This is a genomic window from Ancylomarina longa (assembly GCF_003996985.1).
In the GTDB taxonomy this organism is placed as follows: domain Bacteria; phylum Bacteroidota; class Bacteroidia; order Bacteroidales; family Marinifilaceae; genus Ancylomarina_A; species Ancylomarina_A longa.
In genome coordinates this window covers 26,170-43,865 of record NZ_RJJX01000011.1, presented here as the reverse complement: position 1 = coordinate 43,865, position 17,696 = coordinate 26,170, and the positions used below count along the sequence as shown (strand labels likewise).

The following is a 17,696-nucleotide window of genomic DNA, read 5'->3' as shown; positions in this document are numbered from 1 at the left end:
ACTTACTTTTGTTTTAAACCCAATATTTTTCTAGCTTCAGCAGGAGTAGCAATTTCGCGTCCAAGTTCTTTTGCAATGCGCACCACTTTAGCCACTAACTCTCCATTTGATTTTGCAAGCACACCCTTAGCAAGCATTGTATTATCTTCGAATCCTACACGAACATGACCGCCATCAATAATAGCAGCAACCGCCAATGGAAATTCAAAACGACCAACACCAGCAACCGTATAAGTTGCATCCGCTGGAATACTTCCTCGTAGGAATACAAAATCACGAAGTGTTCCGGCAATACCACCATTCACACCCATCACAAAATCGAAATGCATGGGAGCTTTAATAAAGCCCTTCTTATTCAGACGAAGTGCCATATCAATCATTGACTTATCGAAAACCTCAAGTTCAGGCTTAATACCTCTCTCAATCATTCTTTCGCCAAAATACTTGATTGTATTCTCCGTATTCTCAAATATTTCGTCACCACCAAAATTTAGAGTTCCACAATCCAATGTTGCCATTTCCGGATTCAGCTCTGTTGGTTGTAGTCTTTCGTCATTAGTCATTCCTACAGCACCACCTGTTGAAGGCTGAACGATTACATCAGGATATTTTGCATGAATAGCATCCATTACCGCCTTAAAACGATTCTTATCCTGAGTAGGAGTTCCATCATCTGTTCTCACATGAAGATGAATGATGCTTGCTCCTGCTTCATATGCCAAACCAGCCTCACGAACACATTCTTCTACCGTATAAGGAACAGCAGGATTATGCTCTTTTGTTACTTCGGCGCCACATATCGCAGCTGTGATGATTAGTTTTTCCATAGCATTTTACTTATTTCGTTGACAATCCTTAGGAGTAACACATGTTCCTGAAGCTCTGCACACCACAATTGGCTCAGCCAAAACATCAGCAGCAGAATCAGAAATATCTGCACGAGGAACGATTACTTTTCTTGCTTCAAATGTCATCTTCCGACTAGAATTTCCTGCATGAGTAATTTCACCAACAGCCTCGATAAAATCACCGGCATAAACAGGTGCCATAAATTCAACCATATCATAAGCTTTAAACAATCCTTCATCCCCATCGTGACGAATCAGAAGCTCGGTTGCAACATCTCCAAATAATTGAAGCATTTTTGCTCCATCTACTAGATTACCACCATAATGCGCATCATGCGAACTCATTCTTACTCTAATAATTGCCTGTTCCATTTGTATCTGTTAGTTTAATTATTTACAATATAATCCACGAAAATTGAAGGTGTCTTAATTTCTTCTGGTTTAAGATCTCCTGCTTTAACCATTTCTTGTGCTTCCACAATTACCAAGTCGGCTGCGGTTGCCATTAATGGATTGAAATTCTGCGTGGTTCCACGATAAGTTAAATTACCAAGCGTGTCACTAATACTGGCACCAATCAAAGCAACATCAGCTCTCAAAGGTTTTTCCAACAAGAAATCTTTACCATCTACTGTTATAATTTCCTTTCCCTCTGCTACCATTGTTCCTAATCCGGTTGGTGTTAATACACCGCCCAAACCAGCTCCACCAGAACGCACACGCTCAGCCAAGGTGCCTTGAGGACTAAATTCTACAGTAATTTCACCGCTATTCATTTGCTCAATAGTAGCTGGATTTGTTCCGATATGAGAAGTAATGACCTTAGTAACCTGCTTATTCTCGATCAGCTTTCCAAGACCTTTGTCAGCAAAAGCTGTATCATTACAAATGATCGTTAAATTTTTAACATCAGAAGAAACGATTTGATCAATCATATTATTTGCAGTTCCTACCGAAAGAAATCCTCCGATCATGATGGTCATTCCATCTTCTAATTTTGCTACTGCCTCGCCAAGTGAGATTATCTTGTTCATTGAAAAAAATTTTATCTATCCATCGAAATACTCCTGTACTATTACCTTCAGAAGTTTTTGTTTAATTTTCGGAACAAAGATAATTTTTTTAATCAAGGATGAAAACGATTGCACTTTCCCATATAAAGATCAATTCTAAATGAATAAGGAAGACTTACAAGACATCTGTTTATCCATTCTAAATAGAGAGAATTATTAGGGTAAATCAGTTAAAAAAACAGAAATACTTGTTTTATTTTTAACTTTAGTTGAGATTATTCACAAATAAGTTTATTTGGAGATTATGTTTTTGTGTTGCAGAACATGTTCGTCCATTAAAATATTAGGCATGTTATACAGCACCAATAATCACTATTGAAGTTTTTATAGGATCATTCTTCTTTAATGGCTAGTAGTAAATTTGTCAAATGTGCTATAATATCGGCTATTTCGAAGGAATTCAAAAGATCTTTTGCTTTCTGCACCTTTACTGGAGCATCTCTGTCTTTTTTTGAAAATTCAAAACCTAGAATTTCCCTTAATTGATTTTGGAAATGGATACAAATTAGATTATTGCCTACATAATGAGAAATGAAAGCTTCTTCATCCTTATCGGGCAAATTCACAATGAAACAATCAAGCTTTCTTCCATAAATTCACCTGCCTAAATCCTAAAACAAATAATGCAATTAATTTTACGATTTCCATTCCAACATACAAGTGATGAGAGGAACTCTTCTCTGGTTCCATGCCTTGCATTATCAATATTGCATGATCATTCAACTCTGGTAATAGATAACCGGATTGGGCCACAATAAAAGTAAAAATAGTTAGTCCCGTTACAACTACGACCTTATCGGTATAATAGATAAACACATACACTAATAAAGCCGCAGCAAAAAAACGTTCCACTAGATTAAGCGCTCCAAAAACATGCACTCCTACATCCAAGCCTGTCGCAAAATCAAGAGAAGTAGCTCTAAATTTAACCCAAGCTTCCATAAAACTAATTGCAAGTAAAAACCCAGCCCACACAAAGGAGAGAACAAATCCGTATTTAGCAATTTTGCCCATATCAGTTATTTTTATTTTGAATGATTAAAAATAAGAAAAGAAAATGGAACTCAAAGTCCAATAGCTCCAAGAAGAAAAAATAAATTAGAAAGAAGAGCTGTAGACATTAATATTGTCTTCCAAATTCCGCACTGTACAAATTAAAATGAGCTCCCAAAAAAAGAAGCTCATCTAATTTGAACAAACTATGATAGACTTTGCAGAAATACTACGAAGATTCTGTTAATTCCTGCGTCCCATATATAACATCACATAATACAATAGGGTAGCCAAAGAAGCAAGTGCCGCGACAAAATAAGTATATGCTGCCCAACGCAACGCATCCTCTGCTTTTTGCTGCGATTCGTAATTGGTTATTCCGGTAGTTTTCAGCCATTTTATGGCACGCTGACTTGCATCCACTTCCACGGGTAAGGTAATAATACTGAACAATGTTGTTACTGCAAACATAACAATACCTGCCAACAGTAATTGAGGAAAGGTGTTCATCAATAAAATCCCGGCTAACAAAACCCATTGCATCCATTTCGAACTAAAACTTACAATTGGCACCAAAGCAGATCTCATATTTAGCCATGTATAAGCCTGAGCATGCTGAATAGCGTGACCTGTTTCGTGAGCCGCAACAGCTGCGGCAGCCACGTTTCTGCCAAAATAAACATCCTTACTCAAATTGATTGTTTTCTCAGCAGGGTTATAATGATCCGACAATTGTCCCTGAACAGAACCAATTCGAATACCCATAATCCCATGATCCCGAAGCATTTTTTCTGCCACCTCCTTACCACTCATGCCATTAGAGGTGGAAATATGAGAATATTTTTTAAACCTCGACTTTAATTGATTACTTACCAGCCAACTGATAAGCATAAAAACAATAAATATCAACCAAATACCAATCATATCTTTTCGCTTATTAATTTAGAATTTATTAGGAATCATCAACTCTTCACAAACAAATTCTTTGCCAATAGAATAATACTTCAAAAGAATGTCTAATTGGCAGCCTAAGAGCATCTATTCCAATCCTCAACATGTATTTTTCATCAACAAAAACCTATCAATAGAAATATTCAAATATTTGAATTTCAGTCAGATTAATAAACATTACTGGTAAAAAGTAATACGCATTCCTTAGACTTTCCATATAATTTGCGTATTTTTGGCACTCCTTAAAAAAACAAAATCAACCAAAGAATGATCACCGAATCAGATTTTGATGCCATTCGTCCGTACAAGGATTCCGAAGTAACTGGTGTTATTAAAAGACTGTTAACAGAAGAGGCATTTATTCGTTTTGCACAACAATTGTTTCCCGGATTTTCAAGAGAAATGATTGAAAAGGCAATAAGCGAAGTAAAGACCATCAATGATTTTCAAACCAAATTCATTGTTCTTTTAGCACAACACATTATCGATAATACCACCAAAGGAATAAGTATTGATGGGTTAGATAATTTAGATCCTAACGAAAGCTACCTCTTTATTTCAGATCATAGAGATATCATTTTGGATTCTGCACTTTTAAATGTGATGCTCCATAAGAATGGTTTCGATACTACTGAAATTGCAATAGGAAGTAATTTATTAATTCAACCATGGATTGAAGACTTGGTTAAATTAAACAAAAGCTTTGTAGTAAAAAGGAATGTTACTGTTCGGGAAATGCTAACTTGTTCCAAGTTGCTATCCGATTATATTTCGTATGCTTTAAATACGAAAAAATCATCGATCTGGATTGCACAAAGAGAAGGAAGAACCAAAGACGGGGATGATCGTACGCAACAAAGCCTGCTCAAAATGCTGCAAATGAGTGGCAAAAAAGAATTTGCAAAACACTTTAAGAGCCTGAGAATAGTTCCTGTTGCTATTTCATACGAATATGAACCATGCGATGCAATGAAATCATTGGAAGTCTATTTAAAAGAAAGCGACGAAGGTTTCCATAAAACCGCCAAGGATGATTTACGAAGTATGATTAAAGGTATAACCAATGAAAAAGGCAGGGTTCATTTTGCAATAGGTAATCCCATTTCTGAGATACTTGATGTAATTGAAGAAATGGATGATAGCAGAGATAAATTTAAAGCTTTAGCTGAAGTAATTGATTATAGAATTCATAAGAACTTTAAACTTTGGCCAGACAATTATATTGCCTTCGATATTATCAACAATTCCAATGAGTTTTCAGAGAAATACACTTCCGAGGAAAAAGAACTTTTCCTAAAGCACATGGAGAAAAAGCTGGGAACTGTCGAAGGCAATCGAAAAAGATTAGATGAGATTTATTTCGAAATATATGCCAATCCGGTTAAAAATCAATTGGAATTATCAAAACCTGATTTTATACCAGAATCATAAACTAAAAAGGCTTTCTATCGAAAGCCTTTTCTATGCAATAGACTTTCTGTTATATCCTGAAGAATACTTCGTTTAAAAAAGATGTTAATAAATTAATTGAAACGGATCAATTAGAGTCTCGGAAATATCAGTAAATTAAAACCATCAAAAAAATACAATAGCAATAGAATGAAACTTACTTGTATCGTTTAATATTTTAAAATATGAAACTTATAAAACTCCTTCTTATCCTGTCCACTTTTTTAATAATGGTGGCTGCAATTTTCAATCTATTAAATTCCTCGGCAGAAATACCTGATAGAACAGGAATTTACATCGAACTGGTTGTGATGTTTATACTTACTTTATCCATGGTATTATTAAGTAACCAAGAGAAGAAAATTAAAGAATTAGAGAAAAACAAAGAAGAGGAGCAAGAATAGCTCCTCTTTTTTATGCTATACAACGGTTACAAATCAGAAGGATAGTTGCTAAGATTCCAAATCGTAAAAAATGTTAAGGCTTGTTAATCTACTCCATAGTTTTCTCATTAATTAGTAGATTCGTACAAGAAGGTTTACAAACCCAACAAAAACAAACAAGATGCTTGAACAAACAAAAATCGTCCTTGCTAATGTGAGCTTCGATTTTGGGCTTTTCCGAAAAGAATTAGCAAAAGCCATCCAGTGGCTTAAGCCATCAGAAATTGAAGCCCTTAAAAACTGGTGCTACCAAAATTACTCCGGCAAGTTTAATGAAATTGCCTCGGAGCTATTAAATCCACAAGTTTCCTTATAAGAATACAGAATTATACATTATTTAAAATGAGAATCTTATCCCGATAAGGTTCTCTTTTTTTATATATCTAAAACCAAAGAATAGGTGCATTTATTTAAAAATTTGAATTAAATTCGCAGCGGAATAAAACGATTTAAGATGATAAAATTTAAACGCCATGTCAAAGTAGACGATCAGGTATTTGAAACCTGGTTTGGATTGGATATCAAGAAAAAAGGAGGCAGACCAAATGTAAGCATCTATTACTATACAGACGATCCAAACGAAGATGCCAGTGTTAACCAATTAATAAAAGCTAGTTTCACCAGCAAGGATGAAGCCGTTCGCTACGGAGTAAAATTCATGCGTACCATGTATAAGGAAATGATCAAAAGAGAAGCATCATTACCAAAAGAGGACGAGAAAACCGAAGAATAAACCATATTACTGCATAAAAAGAGGCTGTCTAAATCATTAGACAGCCTCTTTAAGTATTAGGATATTATCTTATTTTTTTCTGTAATCTAAGCCCAACTCAATCATTTGTTCTTCGGCAATAGTCGAAGGAGAATCAATCATTACATCACGACCGGAGTTATTTTTTGGGAAAGCAATAACATCACGAATCGAATCAATACCTGCAAACATAGATACCAAACGATCAAAACCAAAGGCAATTCCACCATGTGGAGGCGCACCAAATTGAAAAGCGTTCATTAAAAATCCAAATTGCTCTTTGGCTTCTTCTTCCGTAAATCCAAGATGCTTAAACATCTCTGCCTGTAAATTGGTATCATGAATACGAATAGAGCCACCACCAACTTCAACACCATTGATTACCAAATCGTAGGCATTGGCACGAACAGCTCCCGGATCAGTTTCCAACAAATGGAAATCCTCCTGTTTAGGAGAAGTAAACGGATGGTGCATAGCATGGAAACGTTGAGAATCTTCATCCCACTCCAAAAGAGGAAAATTCACCACCCAAAGTGGTTTGAATACATTCTTATCTCTTAAGCCAAGCTGCGATCCCATTTCCAAACGTAATTCGCCTAGCTGCGTTAGCGTAGCACTTTTATCGCCAACCAAAACCAAAATCAAATCACCAGGCTTGGCATTACAGGCATCAGCCCATTTCTGCAATTGCGCAGCGTCATAAAATTTATCTACCGATGATTTGAAAGAACCATCTTCATTATATTTTACGTAAACCAATCCTTTGGCCCCGATCTGTGGTTTTCTCACGAAATCAGTCAATTTATCTAATTGCTTACGAGTATAGTTTGCACAACCTTCGGCACAAATTGCTCCAATATATTCTGCCTCATCAAAAACTTTAAATCCGTTTCCTTTAGCAACAACGCTTAAATCAACGAATTTCATTTCGAAACGAATATCAGGCTTGTCGCTACCGTACAACTCCATCGCATCGGCATACTCCAATCTTGGAAAATTATAGTCGAATATAACATTTCTCAGTTTTTGAAACAGATGCCTGGTTAAACCTTCGAAAGTATCTAAGATATCCTCTTGTTCTACAAAGGCCATTTCACAATCAATCTGAGTAAATTCAGGCTGACGGTCGGCACGCAAATCTTCATCCCTAAAACATTTTACAATTTGATAATAACGATCGAAACCCGAGATCATCAACAATTGTTTAAATACCTGAGGCGACTGAGGCAAAGCGTAAAATTGTCCGGGATTCATTCTCGAAGGAACAATAAAATCACGAGCACCTTCCGGAGTTGACTTAATTAAAACAGGAGTTTCTGTTTCAATAAAATTCAATTGATCCAGATAATTACGTACTTCAATTCCCAACTTATGACGCAAAACCAAGTTCTCACGTACACAGCTACGACGCAAATCAAGGTAGCGATACTTCATACGCAACTCATCCCCGCCATCCGTATCATCTTCAATGGTGAAGGGAGGAATAGCTGATTTGCTGAGAATTTCCAATTTATCGGCAATGATCTCAATATTTCCGGTAGGAATTTTGTTGTTTTTACTTTGTCTCTCCGTAACCTTTCCGGTGATGGCAACAACAAATTCGCGTCCCAGTTTACGGGCTTTATCGCAAAGCTCAGCATTGGTTTCCATATTGAAAACAAATTGGGTAATGCCATAGCGATCGCGAAGATCGACAAAGGTCATTCCACCCAAATCGCGTGCTTTTTGCACCCATCCGCTTAATGTTACCGTTTGATTTATCTGCTCAATTCTTAATTCTCCACAAGTATGAGTTCTGTACATCTTTTACCTTTTAATGATTCCAACCAATAAGGTGATATTCCATCCCGTTTATCGGGATACTATCACCACAAAAAAACCATTGTAAATGATTAATAATCGGTATTATTCCTATTTTGTTAACTTTGCGAAAATACTAACAATTTGCGAAATTGAGTAGTGTTTTATTTAATAGATTGATAGATTCTTAGAATAGGAATGTGGATTTAGTTTAAATTAGTTCTAAATCAAATAATAAACAGCTGCACTAAGTCAAGTCTATCCCTAAATATCAAGCAATTGTTACAATCAGAATTTCTAAAATAATTACAAACCAAAAAATATGAACGAAGACGCGCCGATCTCCCCTTTTTCTGATGAATATTTTATGAAGCAAGCCATACAGGAAGCGCAAAAAGCTTTCGATGCTAATGAAATTCCCGTTGGCGCAGTAGTGGTCTGTAACAACCGTATAATTGCCCGTGCCCATAATCTTACCGAACGCTTAAACGATGTTACTGCCCATGCCGAGATGCAGGCAATTACGGCCGCAGCAAACTTTCTGGGAGGCAAATACCTTATCGATTGCACCCTTTACGTTACGCTCGAACCCTGTAATATGTGTGCCGGAGCGCTAGCCTGGGCGCAAATCACCAAAATAATTTACGGAGCAAAAGATGAGAAAAGAGGATTTACGCGATTTACTCCCAGTCCTTTGCATCCCAGAACCGAAGTTGTTTCGGGGATAATGAAAGAAGAAAGCAGCGAGTTAATCAAGGAATTTTTTACCAAGAAAAGAATGTCGCTATAACAGAAATAAAAGGCAATGAACATATTACTTTTGTTGTTTTTTGCCTTAATGTGATTAATTTCTTACTAGTCCTCAAGCCGGACAGGCTTTTCCTTTTTTATTCATCAAATTATTTTCACGGGCATTCATGAGCTCACTCCGTTCGGTTCTTAGATAAAAAAGGAAACAAAAAATCAAGCCAATCGGATGCTGTTCGGCATTTCATAGCAGCAGTATCTCCCGCATCTCGCCCGATTGGCGATACCCACATTAAGAGAATAGCTTAATTCAGTTTTTAAAGATATGTAGTTGTTTTGAGCAGGGATTTTCCCTGAGGAGGGAAGAATGCTGGTGTTAGGTTGGCATTCGGCGAGCCTGAAAGGCTCTAATCCCCTAACTAGGGGCATCGCCCCTAGTATAATAAAACTGTAAATCATTAGGCTGAAGGTCTGGAATATATCAGGCCTTCAGCCTGAATTAATCGTGACACATAAATACTAGGGGCGATGCCCCTAGTTCTAGTATATGAGCCCTTCAGGCTTCGGGATTAGCTGAATTGTGTGATGTTTTAGTCTGAAATGATTGTTCGCGACGGAATAGCGATTCTGTTCAGAGATAAAAATTGCAATTATAGTATTATTTCATTTAAAATATTATTTTTGCAATCAGTTGATCGATTTCGATTTGAAAAGTTTTATTAGGGGTAATTTTACTTTATCAAACAATCGCGATACCACTACCATCCAACCAATTTTATAATCCATTCTCTTTTTTATTTGAAACGAGTAAGCGTAATGCTTTCTGTGTCTTTATGCAGAAAACCATTATCTTTATTAGTCTATAATTAAAACAAAATATCATGAGTGCACACAACGAAGCCAAAATGGGCGACATTGCCGAAACTATTCTATTGCCAGGAGATCCTTTAAGAGCAAAATACATTGCCGATAACTTTCTTGAGGATGTTGTATGTTATAATAAAGTAAGAGGAATGTTAGGATTTACCGGAACCTACAAAGGCAAACGTATTTCGGTTCAGGGAACAGGTATGGGTGTACCATCCATTTCCATTTACACACACGAGCTAATCACTCAATATGGTGTTAAAAACCTTATCAGAATAGGAACCTGCGGATCGTTCAACCATGATGTTAATGTTCGCGATGTAATATTAGCGATGACATCCAGCACCGATTCCGGTATCAACAAAAATAAATTTAAAGGCATGGATTACGCACCATGTGCCGATTTTAAAATGTTATCCGATGCACATCAGGTAGCTACTTCCAAAGGCATTCATGTAAAGGCCGGAAATATATTAACCTCAGATGTGTTCTACCACGATTTGGAAAACAATCCGGAGCCATTTAAAATCTGGGCAGATTACGGTGTTTTAGCTGTTGAAATGGAAACAACCGCTTTATATACCATCGCTGCTCGTCAAAAAGCAAAAGCATTGTCCATTCTAACCGTAAGCGATCATATCCTTACCGGCGAAGCAACCAGTGCAGAAGAACGCCAAACCACCCTTCATACTATGATTGAATTGGGTTTGGAAACAGCAATAAGGCAATAATTTTAGATCAGATACATTTATGTAGGGAATGGAGGAAGTTTGCAAGCTTCCTCTTTCTTTTTTTATACAAGCTCCAATAAATTTCAGGGCGTGCCCCTCCCAAAACTCGGGTCAGGCTTTCCGCTGCTACTCCTCGCCCCCATCACACCACCCAAGCCTGCTGCGGGGTATCCGCTGCAATCCTTCACGCAGCCCGCTTCAATAAAACAGCCAATCTGGCAACAACACCTCACGATTCAACCAAACTCAGGTACATTTACATTATTACCTCAGCATATTTCAGTAAAAACTACCTTACATTTTAAAAGTTTGATGTACATCAAAATAAATTTTCACCTACATCATATTTATTTTTCATCTACATCAAAAATAATTAACTTGTACATGATAACTTTTACTTAAGCTTATCTTTTAATTAAAAGGTACTGTCCTTTTCAGGAAAACATCCTTAGCATTAACCCAAATCATCAGAACATGACCATAGAATACAAAGTAGTACAAATCAAAACCCCAATAAAAAAAGAAGGTGAAGACCATTTATTCTATCCAAGAGTATGCAATCGTGAAAAAATAAATTTGCGGGATATGGCCAAAAGAATAGCATCCATCTCAACCTTTAGCGAGATAGATGTTCAGGGAGTACTCACTGCTTTTGTAACAGAGATCCCCTATTTTTTGCTGGACAATCATAGCGTAGAATTAGGAGAGCTTGGCACCTTCTCCCTGCATATTACCGGCAAAGGAGTACAAAAACCCGAACAGATAAATACCCGCAATATCCATACGGTTAAAATGGCATTTCGTCCGGGAACCAGAATTAAGGAGGAATTAAAAAAAGCGGAGTTTAAAAAGAGAAGGAAATAAGCAGCTATATCCGAAAAAACAAACCCGTCCGATTTTTGAATCCCGACGGGTCGATAAGTGAATTAGACTTCTTTAATTTCGAAATCCAATTGTTTTAGTTGCTCCCAAAAATTGGGATAAGATTTTTTCACCACATCGGGCGAGTCGATAACAATATCAGCGCGAAGCATAGCTACAGGAGCAAAAGCCATTGCCATTCGGTGATCGTGATAGGTTTCGATTACAATATTTTCGGCAGCTTCTTTTCTTTCACCATCCCAAGCCAATTCGCCTTGCTGAGGCTCAAAAAGCACATATCCTAATTTTCCCAATTCGGTAATTAGCGCATAAATACGATCTGTTTCCTTAATCTTCAATGTTTCCAGTCCGGTAAAATGGAATGGAATTCCTTTTAGAGCAGCACATACAGCAAAAGTCTGTGCCAAATCGGGCATCTGATTAAAATCGAATCGCAGTTTTTTACAATCCGTATCCATTTTTTCGATAAACATCCCCCGCTTAGAGAATTGTGCCTTCACGCCAAGCTTTTCAAAAACGGGAAGCAAACCGGCATCTCCCTGGAAAGAATGTCGACGTAAACCATCCAAATACAACTTTCCTTCGCTAGCCAATGCCATAAATGCAAACCAGTATGATGCACCCGACCAATCGCCTTCAACGGTATAAGGCATTCGCTGATACTGCTGTTTGTCAACGAATATCTCCTGTCCTCTAAATTCCGATTTCACACCAAACTCTTTCATAATATTCAGTGTCATCTCGATATACGAGCGCGAAACAATTTTTCCTTTCAACTTAATTTTCAAACCACTCTCCAGAGTAGGAGCAATCAGTAATAAGGCAGTTATATATTGTGAGCTGGTATCACCAGCCAATTCCACCTCTTTACCTGTGATATTCGAGCCAAATATTTTTAAAGGAGGGTAGCCTTCCTTTTCCAGATAGGAGATTTGAGCACCAATAGAATTAAGTGCATCCACCAAAACACCTATTGGTCGTTGTTTCATTCTATCCGATCCGGTCAAAGTCCATTCCCCAACAATCTTAGCAAGATAAGCCGTTAAAAAACGCATACTTGTACCTGCATGCCCCACATCAAAAGTATTGGTATTCGAAAATAATATTTGCTGCATTACTTTCGAGTCGTCGCAATCCGACAGATTCTTAATCGGCTCAAAACTATTACTAAGTGCATTGATTATCTGCACCCTATTCGAAATACTTTTGGAAGCAGGTAATACCACTCTGCCATCCAGATGTTTTAATGATTTAGAAATGGAGTATTGCATGCTTGCTTAATTTTAATGGGAAAAATTAGGAATAGAACAAAACCAGCCAACAATGAAAACAGATATTGTTGGCCGATAATCAATATTTAAAATCTTTATTTAAAAATGAAATAAAGAATCTACCTCATATTTTGTATTCAATTTATTGCGCCCTTTCAGAAAATCCAATTCCACCAAAAAGTTCACAAAAACATTTTTCAGATGGAAACGATTCAATAAATCGATAGAAGCCTTTGCGGTTCCTCCGGTTGCCAATAAATCGTCGTGTAGCAACACTACATCGTCAGCAGTTAAAGCATCCTGATGGATAAAAATCTCATCCTCTCCATACTCAAGTGAATATTTTTCGGAGTAGGTAGGTGCAGGTAATTTACCAGGCTTACGAACAGGAACAAAACCAGCTCCTAATTTATAGGCAAGCACGGTTCCTAAAATAAAACCACGGCTTTCCAATCCCACCACTTTGGTAATTCCTTTTCCTTTATATTGTTGATATAATGTTTCCACCAAGGTATTCAAGTGTTTTTCACTTTTCAACATGGTGGTGATATCTTTAAAAACGATTCCCTCTTTCGGAAAATCAACTACATCTCTAATCGAATCTTTTGCTTCTTGAAGTCTTGCTTCCATCTTATTATATTTTTCTAAAAAGGTGTCTTACAACTCTCTAATAAACTTCCAAGCTATTGCTTTTAAAACGCAAAAACCCGGAAGAAGCGGGTCATTCACCTCTTCGTCGCTTAATTACTCAAAAAATTAACTTGATAACATGCGGGAAAATCCCCGGTAAAAATAGAAAAGTCTGCCTAAATAATCATTCTATATTAGAAATAATCTGGAAAGCTTTTTACCAGGTTCAAATTTCATGCTGCGAAAACGCCTTCAAAATAAATAAGACTACGAAACTAGTCGAGCCTTGATTGTCCAAATCAGCATTAGTTTCTACCTTTAGAGCATAAATTATAATTTTTGCCCCACAACCATGACTATTAACAATCAGAACAGAGCAGCCTGGATAAAGCTCTCCTATTATCTTGGTACATTTATCTACCTAAGCTTAACCATATTATTAATCTACTTAAGCATTCCCAACATCTATATTATTTTAGGAGCAATGAGCATACTATTCTTCACGCTTATAATATTTAGCCTATTCTTAAATTATAATTTTATCATCTTTCAGGAATCGGATGACTTTATTATCCTCCGATATTATCCGCTTCACCCGTTTCATGATAATTTTAAATCAATAGAAATCTCCAGAAATAGTCTTTCTCATTATGACTGGAAAAATAAAATATTTGGTTTAAGACCTGAGCTCACCTTATATCAGCAAACCACAAAGGGAGTTGCAAAATATCCGGCAGTAAGCCTTTCGGCAATTACAAAAGCAGACCGTAAGAAGGTTAAAGCCATTTTAAATAAAAATATTTTGACTCAAAAATAATATCCTGCAATACTATATATAACAACATTGCGTTATCATCAGAAATTAAAGTATTACAATCAATATTCCATTAAAAATGAAAAAGTACACATTACTCCTATCCATATTATTAGTATTTACTACAAGTATATTTGCACAACAGAACAACACCCGAATTAATATTGGTATCCCATTGGGAAAATACGGGAAATTTGATCACAATTTTGCCGGTTCAAACGAAACCAATTCTCCATCTCTGCTGGTTGAAGTGCAACAAAACTGGAAAAAGGATTTAAGCATTGGAGCCTACATTGGCTATGTGGGGCAAAAACAGGAATTCAATTTGGGCTTTAGTGAGGTGAAATATAATTACTATCGGTTTGGAACATCACTTACCTACGAATTAAATCACTGGCTATCGGGAATGAATATTTTTCCGGAATACGGAATTGAAATATATACCAATATGAAAGTTGGTTTTTCGATGGAGCACAAAAAAGCCTCCTCCACCGACCCGGATGCAAGCAACAATCCTATCTACAGAAGCAATAGCAGCAATGATTTGCTTTTAGATTTGGGAGTTCTCCTTGGAACACGTTATCATTTTACCGATCAATTTGGCATTTTCTCGGAATTTGGATGGGGCAATGGCGGATTTTTAACCATTGGTACTACGTTTACTTTATAAGTATTTTGTAAATTTATCTCCTTTCATGACCCAAAAATCATCTATGAAAGAGATATATAAAATCGCCTTTAGCTTTCTAAACGGTCTTGGCCCTGTAAACAGCAAAAAAGTAATCGCTTATACTGGCAGTCCGGAAGCTTTTTTTACTGAGAAAAAACAAAATCTACTGAAAATCCCAGGCATAGGCAATTCCTTTCTCAGTAAATTAGATCGTAGCAATGCACTTCTATTAGCCGAAAAGGAATTGGAATTTCTGAAAGATAACGATATAAAATACAGCTTTTACCTGGACAAAACTTATCCGCAACGCTTGCTTCATTGTGCCGACTCGCCTTGCATATTATATTATAAAGGAGAAACTGATTTTAATGCAGAAAGAACAATCAGTATTGTAGGCACCAGAAATGCCAGCGATTACGGCCGGGAGATGTGCAATAAATTAATACAAGACCTATCTGAAAAAGAAATTAAACCAACTATTATTAGCGGCTTAGCTTATGGTGTAGATATTTGTGCTCACAAAGCGGCATTACGCTACAACTTACCAACCATTGCCGCGCTAGGTCATGATTTGAACCAAATGTATCCTGCGCAGCACAAAAAATATGCAGCTGAGATTACCAATCATGGTGCCATTGTCAGCGAATTTACCTCAAAGAGTAAGTTTGATCCTAAAAATTTCGTTCGTCGCAACAGAATTATTGCTGGCATGGCAGATGCAACAATTGTCATAGAATCGGCTGCAAAAGGAGGTTCTCTGGTTACAGCTGATATAGCCAATTCCTACAATCGTGATGTGTTTGCCTTTCCCGGAAAAACTACTGATCGATTTTCAACAGGTTGTAACCAATTAATAAAAACCAATCAGGCTCATCTTATAGAGAGTGCAAAAGATTTAGAATACATTCTGGGATGGGAAAACAGGACACCTAAGAAGAAAGAAATCCAGACACAGCTTTTTGTAGAGCTTAGCAAAGAGGAAGAAATAATTGCGAATATACTCAAACAGGAAAACAAAACTCCTATCGATATTCTATGTATGAAAACATCCTTTCCCATGAGCAAAGTTTCCAGCCTTCTCTTAAAACTAGAATTTAATGGCATCGTTCAGTCGCACCCGGGTAAAATCTACTCTTTGAATTCATGAATTTTGTCATCTTTTCAAGTCTAATGTTATAAAGCAGATCTGTCATCATTATATAAGGTTGATTTTCCGCCACTTACGTTTTACGAAAACGTTATAAAATATTTACACTTTTAATTTGAGGTTTTAAAAAAATATATACATTTGACCCCAAGAACTAATTATTATAACACAACAAACAATTTTAATTTCATAACATATTTTGGATATGGAAGCAAAGATTAATGAATTCATGGATAGCCTTAAGGCTAAAACTCCTGGAGAAGCAGAATTCCATCAGGCAGTTCAAGAAGTAGTCGAAACAGTTTGGGAAACATACGATTCAAACCCAAAATATAAAGCTGCAAAAATTCTTGAAAAAATGTGTGAACCTGAACGTACTATCATGTTCCGGGTACCATGGATCAATGACAACGGTGAGGTAGAAATCAACCGTGGTTATCGTGTAGAATTTAATAGTGCAATTGGACCATACAAAGGTGGATTACGTTTTCACCCTTCAGTAACTCTAAGTGCTTTAAAATTCTTAGGATTCGAACAAACATTCAAAAACTCTTTAACTACTCTACCTATGGGTGGTGGTAAAGGAGGATCTGACTTTAACGCTAAAGGAAGATCAGACAATGAAATTATGCGTTTTTGTCAAAGTTTCATGACTGAGCTTTGCAAACACATTGGTCCTAACACAGATGTACCAGCTGGTGACATAGGTGTTGGTGGACGTGAAATAGGATATCTTTTCGGCCAATACAAAAGAATTCGTAATGAATTTACTGGCGTATTAACTGGTAAAGGTCTTGCATTTGGTGGTTCATTAGTTCGTCCGGAAGCTACTGGTTTTGGATCTGTTTATTTCGCTCAACATATGTTGGCTGAAAACAATCAAGATCTTAAAGGTAAAACTGTTGCACTTTCCGGATTCGGTAATGTAACTTGGGGTGCTGCTCTTAAATTAGAAGAACTAGGTGCTAAAGTAGTAACCATTTCTGGTCCTGACGGATATATCTACGACAAAGATGGTATTACTGGTGAAAAAGTTGAATACTTACTAGATCTTAGAGCAACAAACAATGATGTTGTTGCACCATATGCTGAGAAATTTGGTGCTCAATTCTTCGCTGGCAAAAAACCATGGGAACAAAAAGTTGATATTGCTTTCCCTTGCGCAATTCAGAATGAATTGAACCTAGACGATGCAAAACAATTAGTTGAGAACGGATGTAAATTTGTTGTTGAAACCTCTAATATGGGTTGTACTGCTGAAGCAGCTTTCTACTTGGTTGATGCTATTGCATTCGCTCCTGGAAAAGCAGCTAATGCTGGTGGTGTTGCAGTATCCGGATTGGAAATGTCTCAAAACTCTATGCGTTTCAATTGGTCTGCTGAAGAAGTAGATGAAAAATTGGGTCGCATCATGAAAGACATTCACGATACTTGTGTGCTTCACGGAAGAGAGAATGGACACATCAACTACATTAAAGGTGCTAATATTGGCGGTTTCGTAAAAGTTGCCGAAGCAATGCTAGCTCAAGGTTGCGTGTAATTAAATAAATGCCATATATTGAAAAAGCCGGCAATGCCGGCTTTTTTTTAGTTTCAATTTTATTCAAAAAAGCTTTTGACTATCGCTGT

20 protein-coding genes are annotated in these 17,696 nt (G+C 36.8%); 11 read left to right on the top strand and 9 right to left on the bottom strand.

Features of this window, described 5'->3' with window-relative positions:
- Window positions 1–2: 2 nt before the first annotated feature.
- From kce to DLK05_RS09555, 6 genes are all read right to left on the bottom strand, one after another.
- Window positions 3–827, bottom strand: a complete 825-nt coding sequence (kce, locus tag DLK05_RS09580) for a 3-keto-5-aminohexanoate cleavage enzyme (RefSeq protein ID WP_127343784.1) — start codon at window positions 825–827, stop codon at window positions 3–5.
- A 6-nt stretch (window positions 828–833) separates the two neighbouring features.
- Complete coding sequence (kal, locus tag DLK05_RS09575) at window positions 834–1,220, bottom strand: 3-aminobutyryl-CoA ammonia lyase (RefSeq protein WP_209319815.1); 387 nt, start codon at window positions 1,218–1,220, stop codon at window positions 834–836.
- 14 nt (window positions 1,221–1,234) lie between these two features.
- Window positions 1,235–1,882: a CoA transferase subunit A gene (locus tag DLK05_RS09570; protein ID WP_127343783.1), complete on the bottom strand. Its 648-nt coding sequence runs from the start codon at window positions 1,880–1,882 to the stop codon at window positions 1,235–1,237.
- A 371-nt stretch (window positions 1,883–2,253) separates the two neighbouring features.
- Entirely contained in the window at window positions 2,254–2,487 is a 234-nt protein-coding gene (locus tag DLK05_RS09565) for a hypothetical protein (protein WP_127343782.1), read from the bottom strand.
- A gap of 10 nt (window positions 2,488–2,497) precedes the next feature.
- Window positions 2,498–2,935, bottom strand: coding sequence for a hypothetical protein (locus tag DLK05_RS09560; RefSeq protein ID WP_127343781.1), 438 nt, complete (start codon window positions 2,933–2,935; stop codon window positions 2,498–2,500).
- Between the two features lie 222 nt (window positions 2,936–3,157).
- Window positions 3,158–3,838, bottom strand: a complete 681-nt coding sequence (locus tag DLK05_RS09555; protein ID WP_127343780.1) for a zinc metallopeptidase — start codon at window positions 3,836–3,838, stop codon at window positions 3,158–3,160.
- Window positions 3,839–4,132: 294 nt separating this feature from the next.
- On the opposite strand from DLK05_RS09555, the gene DLK05_RS09550 reads away from it, so the two are divergent.
- The 4 genes from DLK05_RS09550 to DLK05_RS09535 all read left to right on the top strand — a co-directional run bounded on the left by DLK05_RS09550 (window position 4,133) and on the right by DLK05_RS09535 (window position 6,490).
- Complete coding sequence (locus DLK05_RS09550; protein WP_127343779.1) at window positions 4,133–5,296, top strand: 1-acyl-sn-glycerol-3-phosphate acyltransferase; 1,164 nt, start codon at window positions 4,133–4,135, stop codon at window positions 5,294–5,296.
- 203 nt (window positions 5,297–5,499) lie between these two features.
- Window positions 5,500–5,718: a hypothetical protein gene (locus DLK05_RS09545; RefSeq protein WP_127343778.1), complete on the top strand. Its 219-nt coding sequence runs from the start codon at window positions 5,500–5,502 to the stop codon at window positions 5,716–5,718.
- Between the two features lie 160 nt (window positions 5,719–5,878).
- Window positions 5,879–6,073, top strand: a complete 195-nt coding sequence (locus tag DLK05_RS09540; RefSeq protein WP_127343777.1) for a hypothetical protein — start codon at window positions 5,879–5,881, stop codon at window positions 6,071–6,073.
- 138 nt (window positions 6,074–6,211) lie between these two features.
- Window positions 6,212–6,490, top strand: a complete 279-nt coding sequence (locus DLK05_RS09535; RefSeq protein WP_127343776.1) for a hypothetical protein — start codon at window positions 6,212–6,214, stop codon at window positions 6,488–6,490.
- A 69-nt stretch (window positions 6,491–6,559) separates the two neighbouring features.
- Here DLK05_RS09535 and aspS read toward each other — a convergent pair whose 3' ends face one another.
- The gene (aspS, locus tag DLK05_RS09530) at window positions 6,560–8,311 is read right to left on the bottom strand and encodes an aspartate--tRNA ligase (protein WP_127343775.1); all 1,752 of its coding nucleotides are present in this window, start codon (window positions 8,309–8,311) and stop codon (window positions 6,560–6,562) included.
- 319 nt (window positions 8,312–8,630) lie between these two features.
- Between aspS and DLK05_RS09525 the strand changes: the two genes are divergently transcribed.
- The 3 genes from DLK05_RS09525 (at window position 8,631) to DLK05_RS09515 (ending at window position 11,517) form a co-directional block, all read left to right on the top strand.
- A complete protein-coding gene (locus DLK05_RS09525) occupies window positions 8,631–9,098 on the top strand; it encodes a nucleoside deaminase (protein WP_127343774.1) in 468 nt (155 codons plus the stop codon).
- A gap of 838 nt (window positions 9,099–9,936) precedes the next feature.
- The gene (deoD, locus tag DLK05_RS09520) at window positions 9,937–10,653 is read left to right on the top strand and encodes a purine-nucleoside phosphorylase (protein ID WP_127343773.1); all 717 of its coding nucleotides are present in this window, start codon (window positions 9,937–9,939) and stop codon (window positions 10,651–10,653) included.
- 474 nt (window positions 10,654–11,127) lie between these two features.
- A complete protein-coding gene (locus DLK05_RS09515) occupies window positions 11,128–11,517 on the top strand; it encodes an HU family DNA-binding protein (RefSeq protein WP_127343772.1) in 390 nt (129 codons plus the stop codon).
- 62 nt (window positions 11,518–11,579) lie between these two features.
- On the opposite strand, the gene DLK05_RS09510 is transcribed toward DLK05_RS09515, so the two are convergent.
- Together DLK05_RS09510 and DLK05_RS09505 are read right to left on the bottom strand one after the other, a co-directional pair.
- The gene (locus DLK05_RS09510) at window positions 11,580–12,806 is read right to left on the bottom strand and encodes a 3-phosphoshikimate 1-carboxyvinyltransferase (RefSeq protein ID WP_127343771.1); all 1,227 of its coding nucleotides are present in this window, start codon (window positions 12,804–12,806) and stop codon (window positions 11,580–11,582) included.
- Between the two features lie 99 nt (window positions 12,807–12,905).
- The gene (locus tag DLK05_RS09505; protein WP_127343770.1) at window positions 12,906–13,436 is read right to left on the bottom strand and encodes an adenine phosphoribosyltransferase; all 531 of its coding nucleotides are present in this window, start codon (window positions 13,434–13,436) and stop codon (window positions 12,906–12,908) included.
- A 352-nt stretch (window positions 13,437–13,788) separates the two neighbouring features.
- On the opposite strand from DLK05_RS09505, the gene DLK05_RS09500 reads away from it, so the two are divergent.
- The 4 genes from DLK05_RS09500 to gdhA all read left to right on the top strand — a co-directional run bounded on the left by DLK05_RS09500 (window position 13,789) and on the right by gdhA (window position 17,607).
- The gene (locus DLK05_RS09500) at window positions 13,789–14,253 is read left to right on the top strand and encodes a hypothetical protein (protein WP_127343769.1); all 465 of its coding nucleotides are present in this window, start codon (window positions 13,789–13,791) and stop codon (window positions 14,251–14,253) included.
- Between the two features lie 76 nt (window positions 14,254–14,329).
- Window positions 14,330–14,920, top strand: coding sequence for a hypothetical protein (locus DLK05_RS09495; RefSeq protein ID WP_127343768.1), 591 nt, complete (start codon window positions 14,330–14,332; stop codon window positions 14,918–14,920).
- A 43-nt stretch (window positions 14,921–14,963) separates the two neighbouring features.
- Window positions 14,964–16,067, top strand: a complete 1,104-nt coding sequence (gene dprA / locus DLK05_RS09490; protein ID WP_127343767.1) for a DNA-processing protein DprA — start codon at window positions 14,964–14,966, stop codon at window positions 16,065–16,067.
- Window positions 16,068–16,272: 205 nt separating this feature from the next.
- Window positions 16,273–17,607, top strand: coding sequence for an NADP-specific glutamate dehydrogenase (gene gdhA / locus DLK05_RS09485; protein WP_127343766.1), 1,335 nt, complete (start codon window positions 16,273–16,275; stop codon window positions 17,605–17,607).
- Window positions 17,608–17,696: the final 89 nt, after the last annotated feature.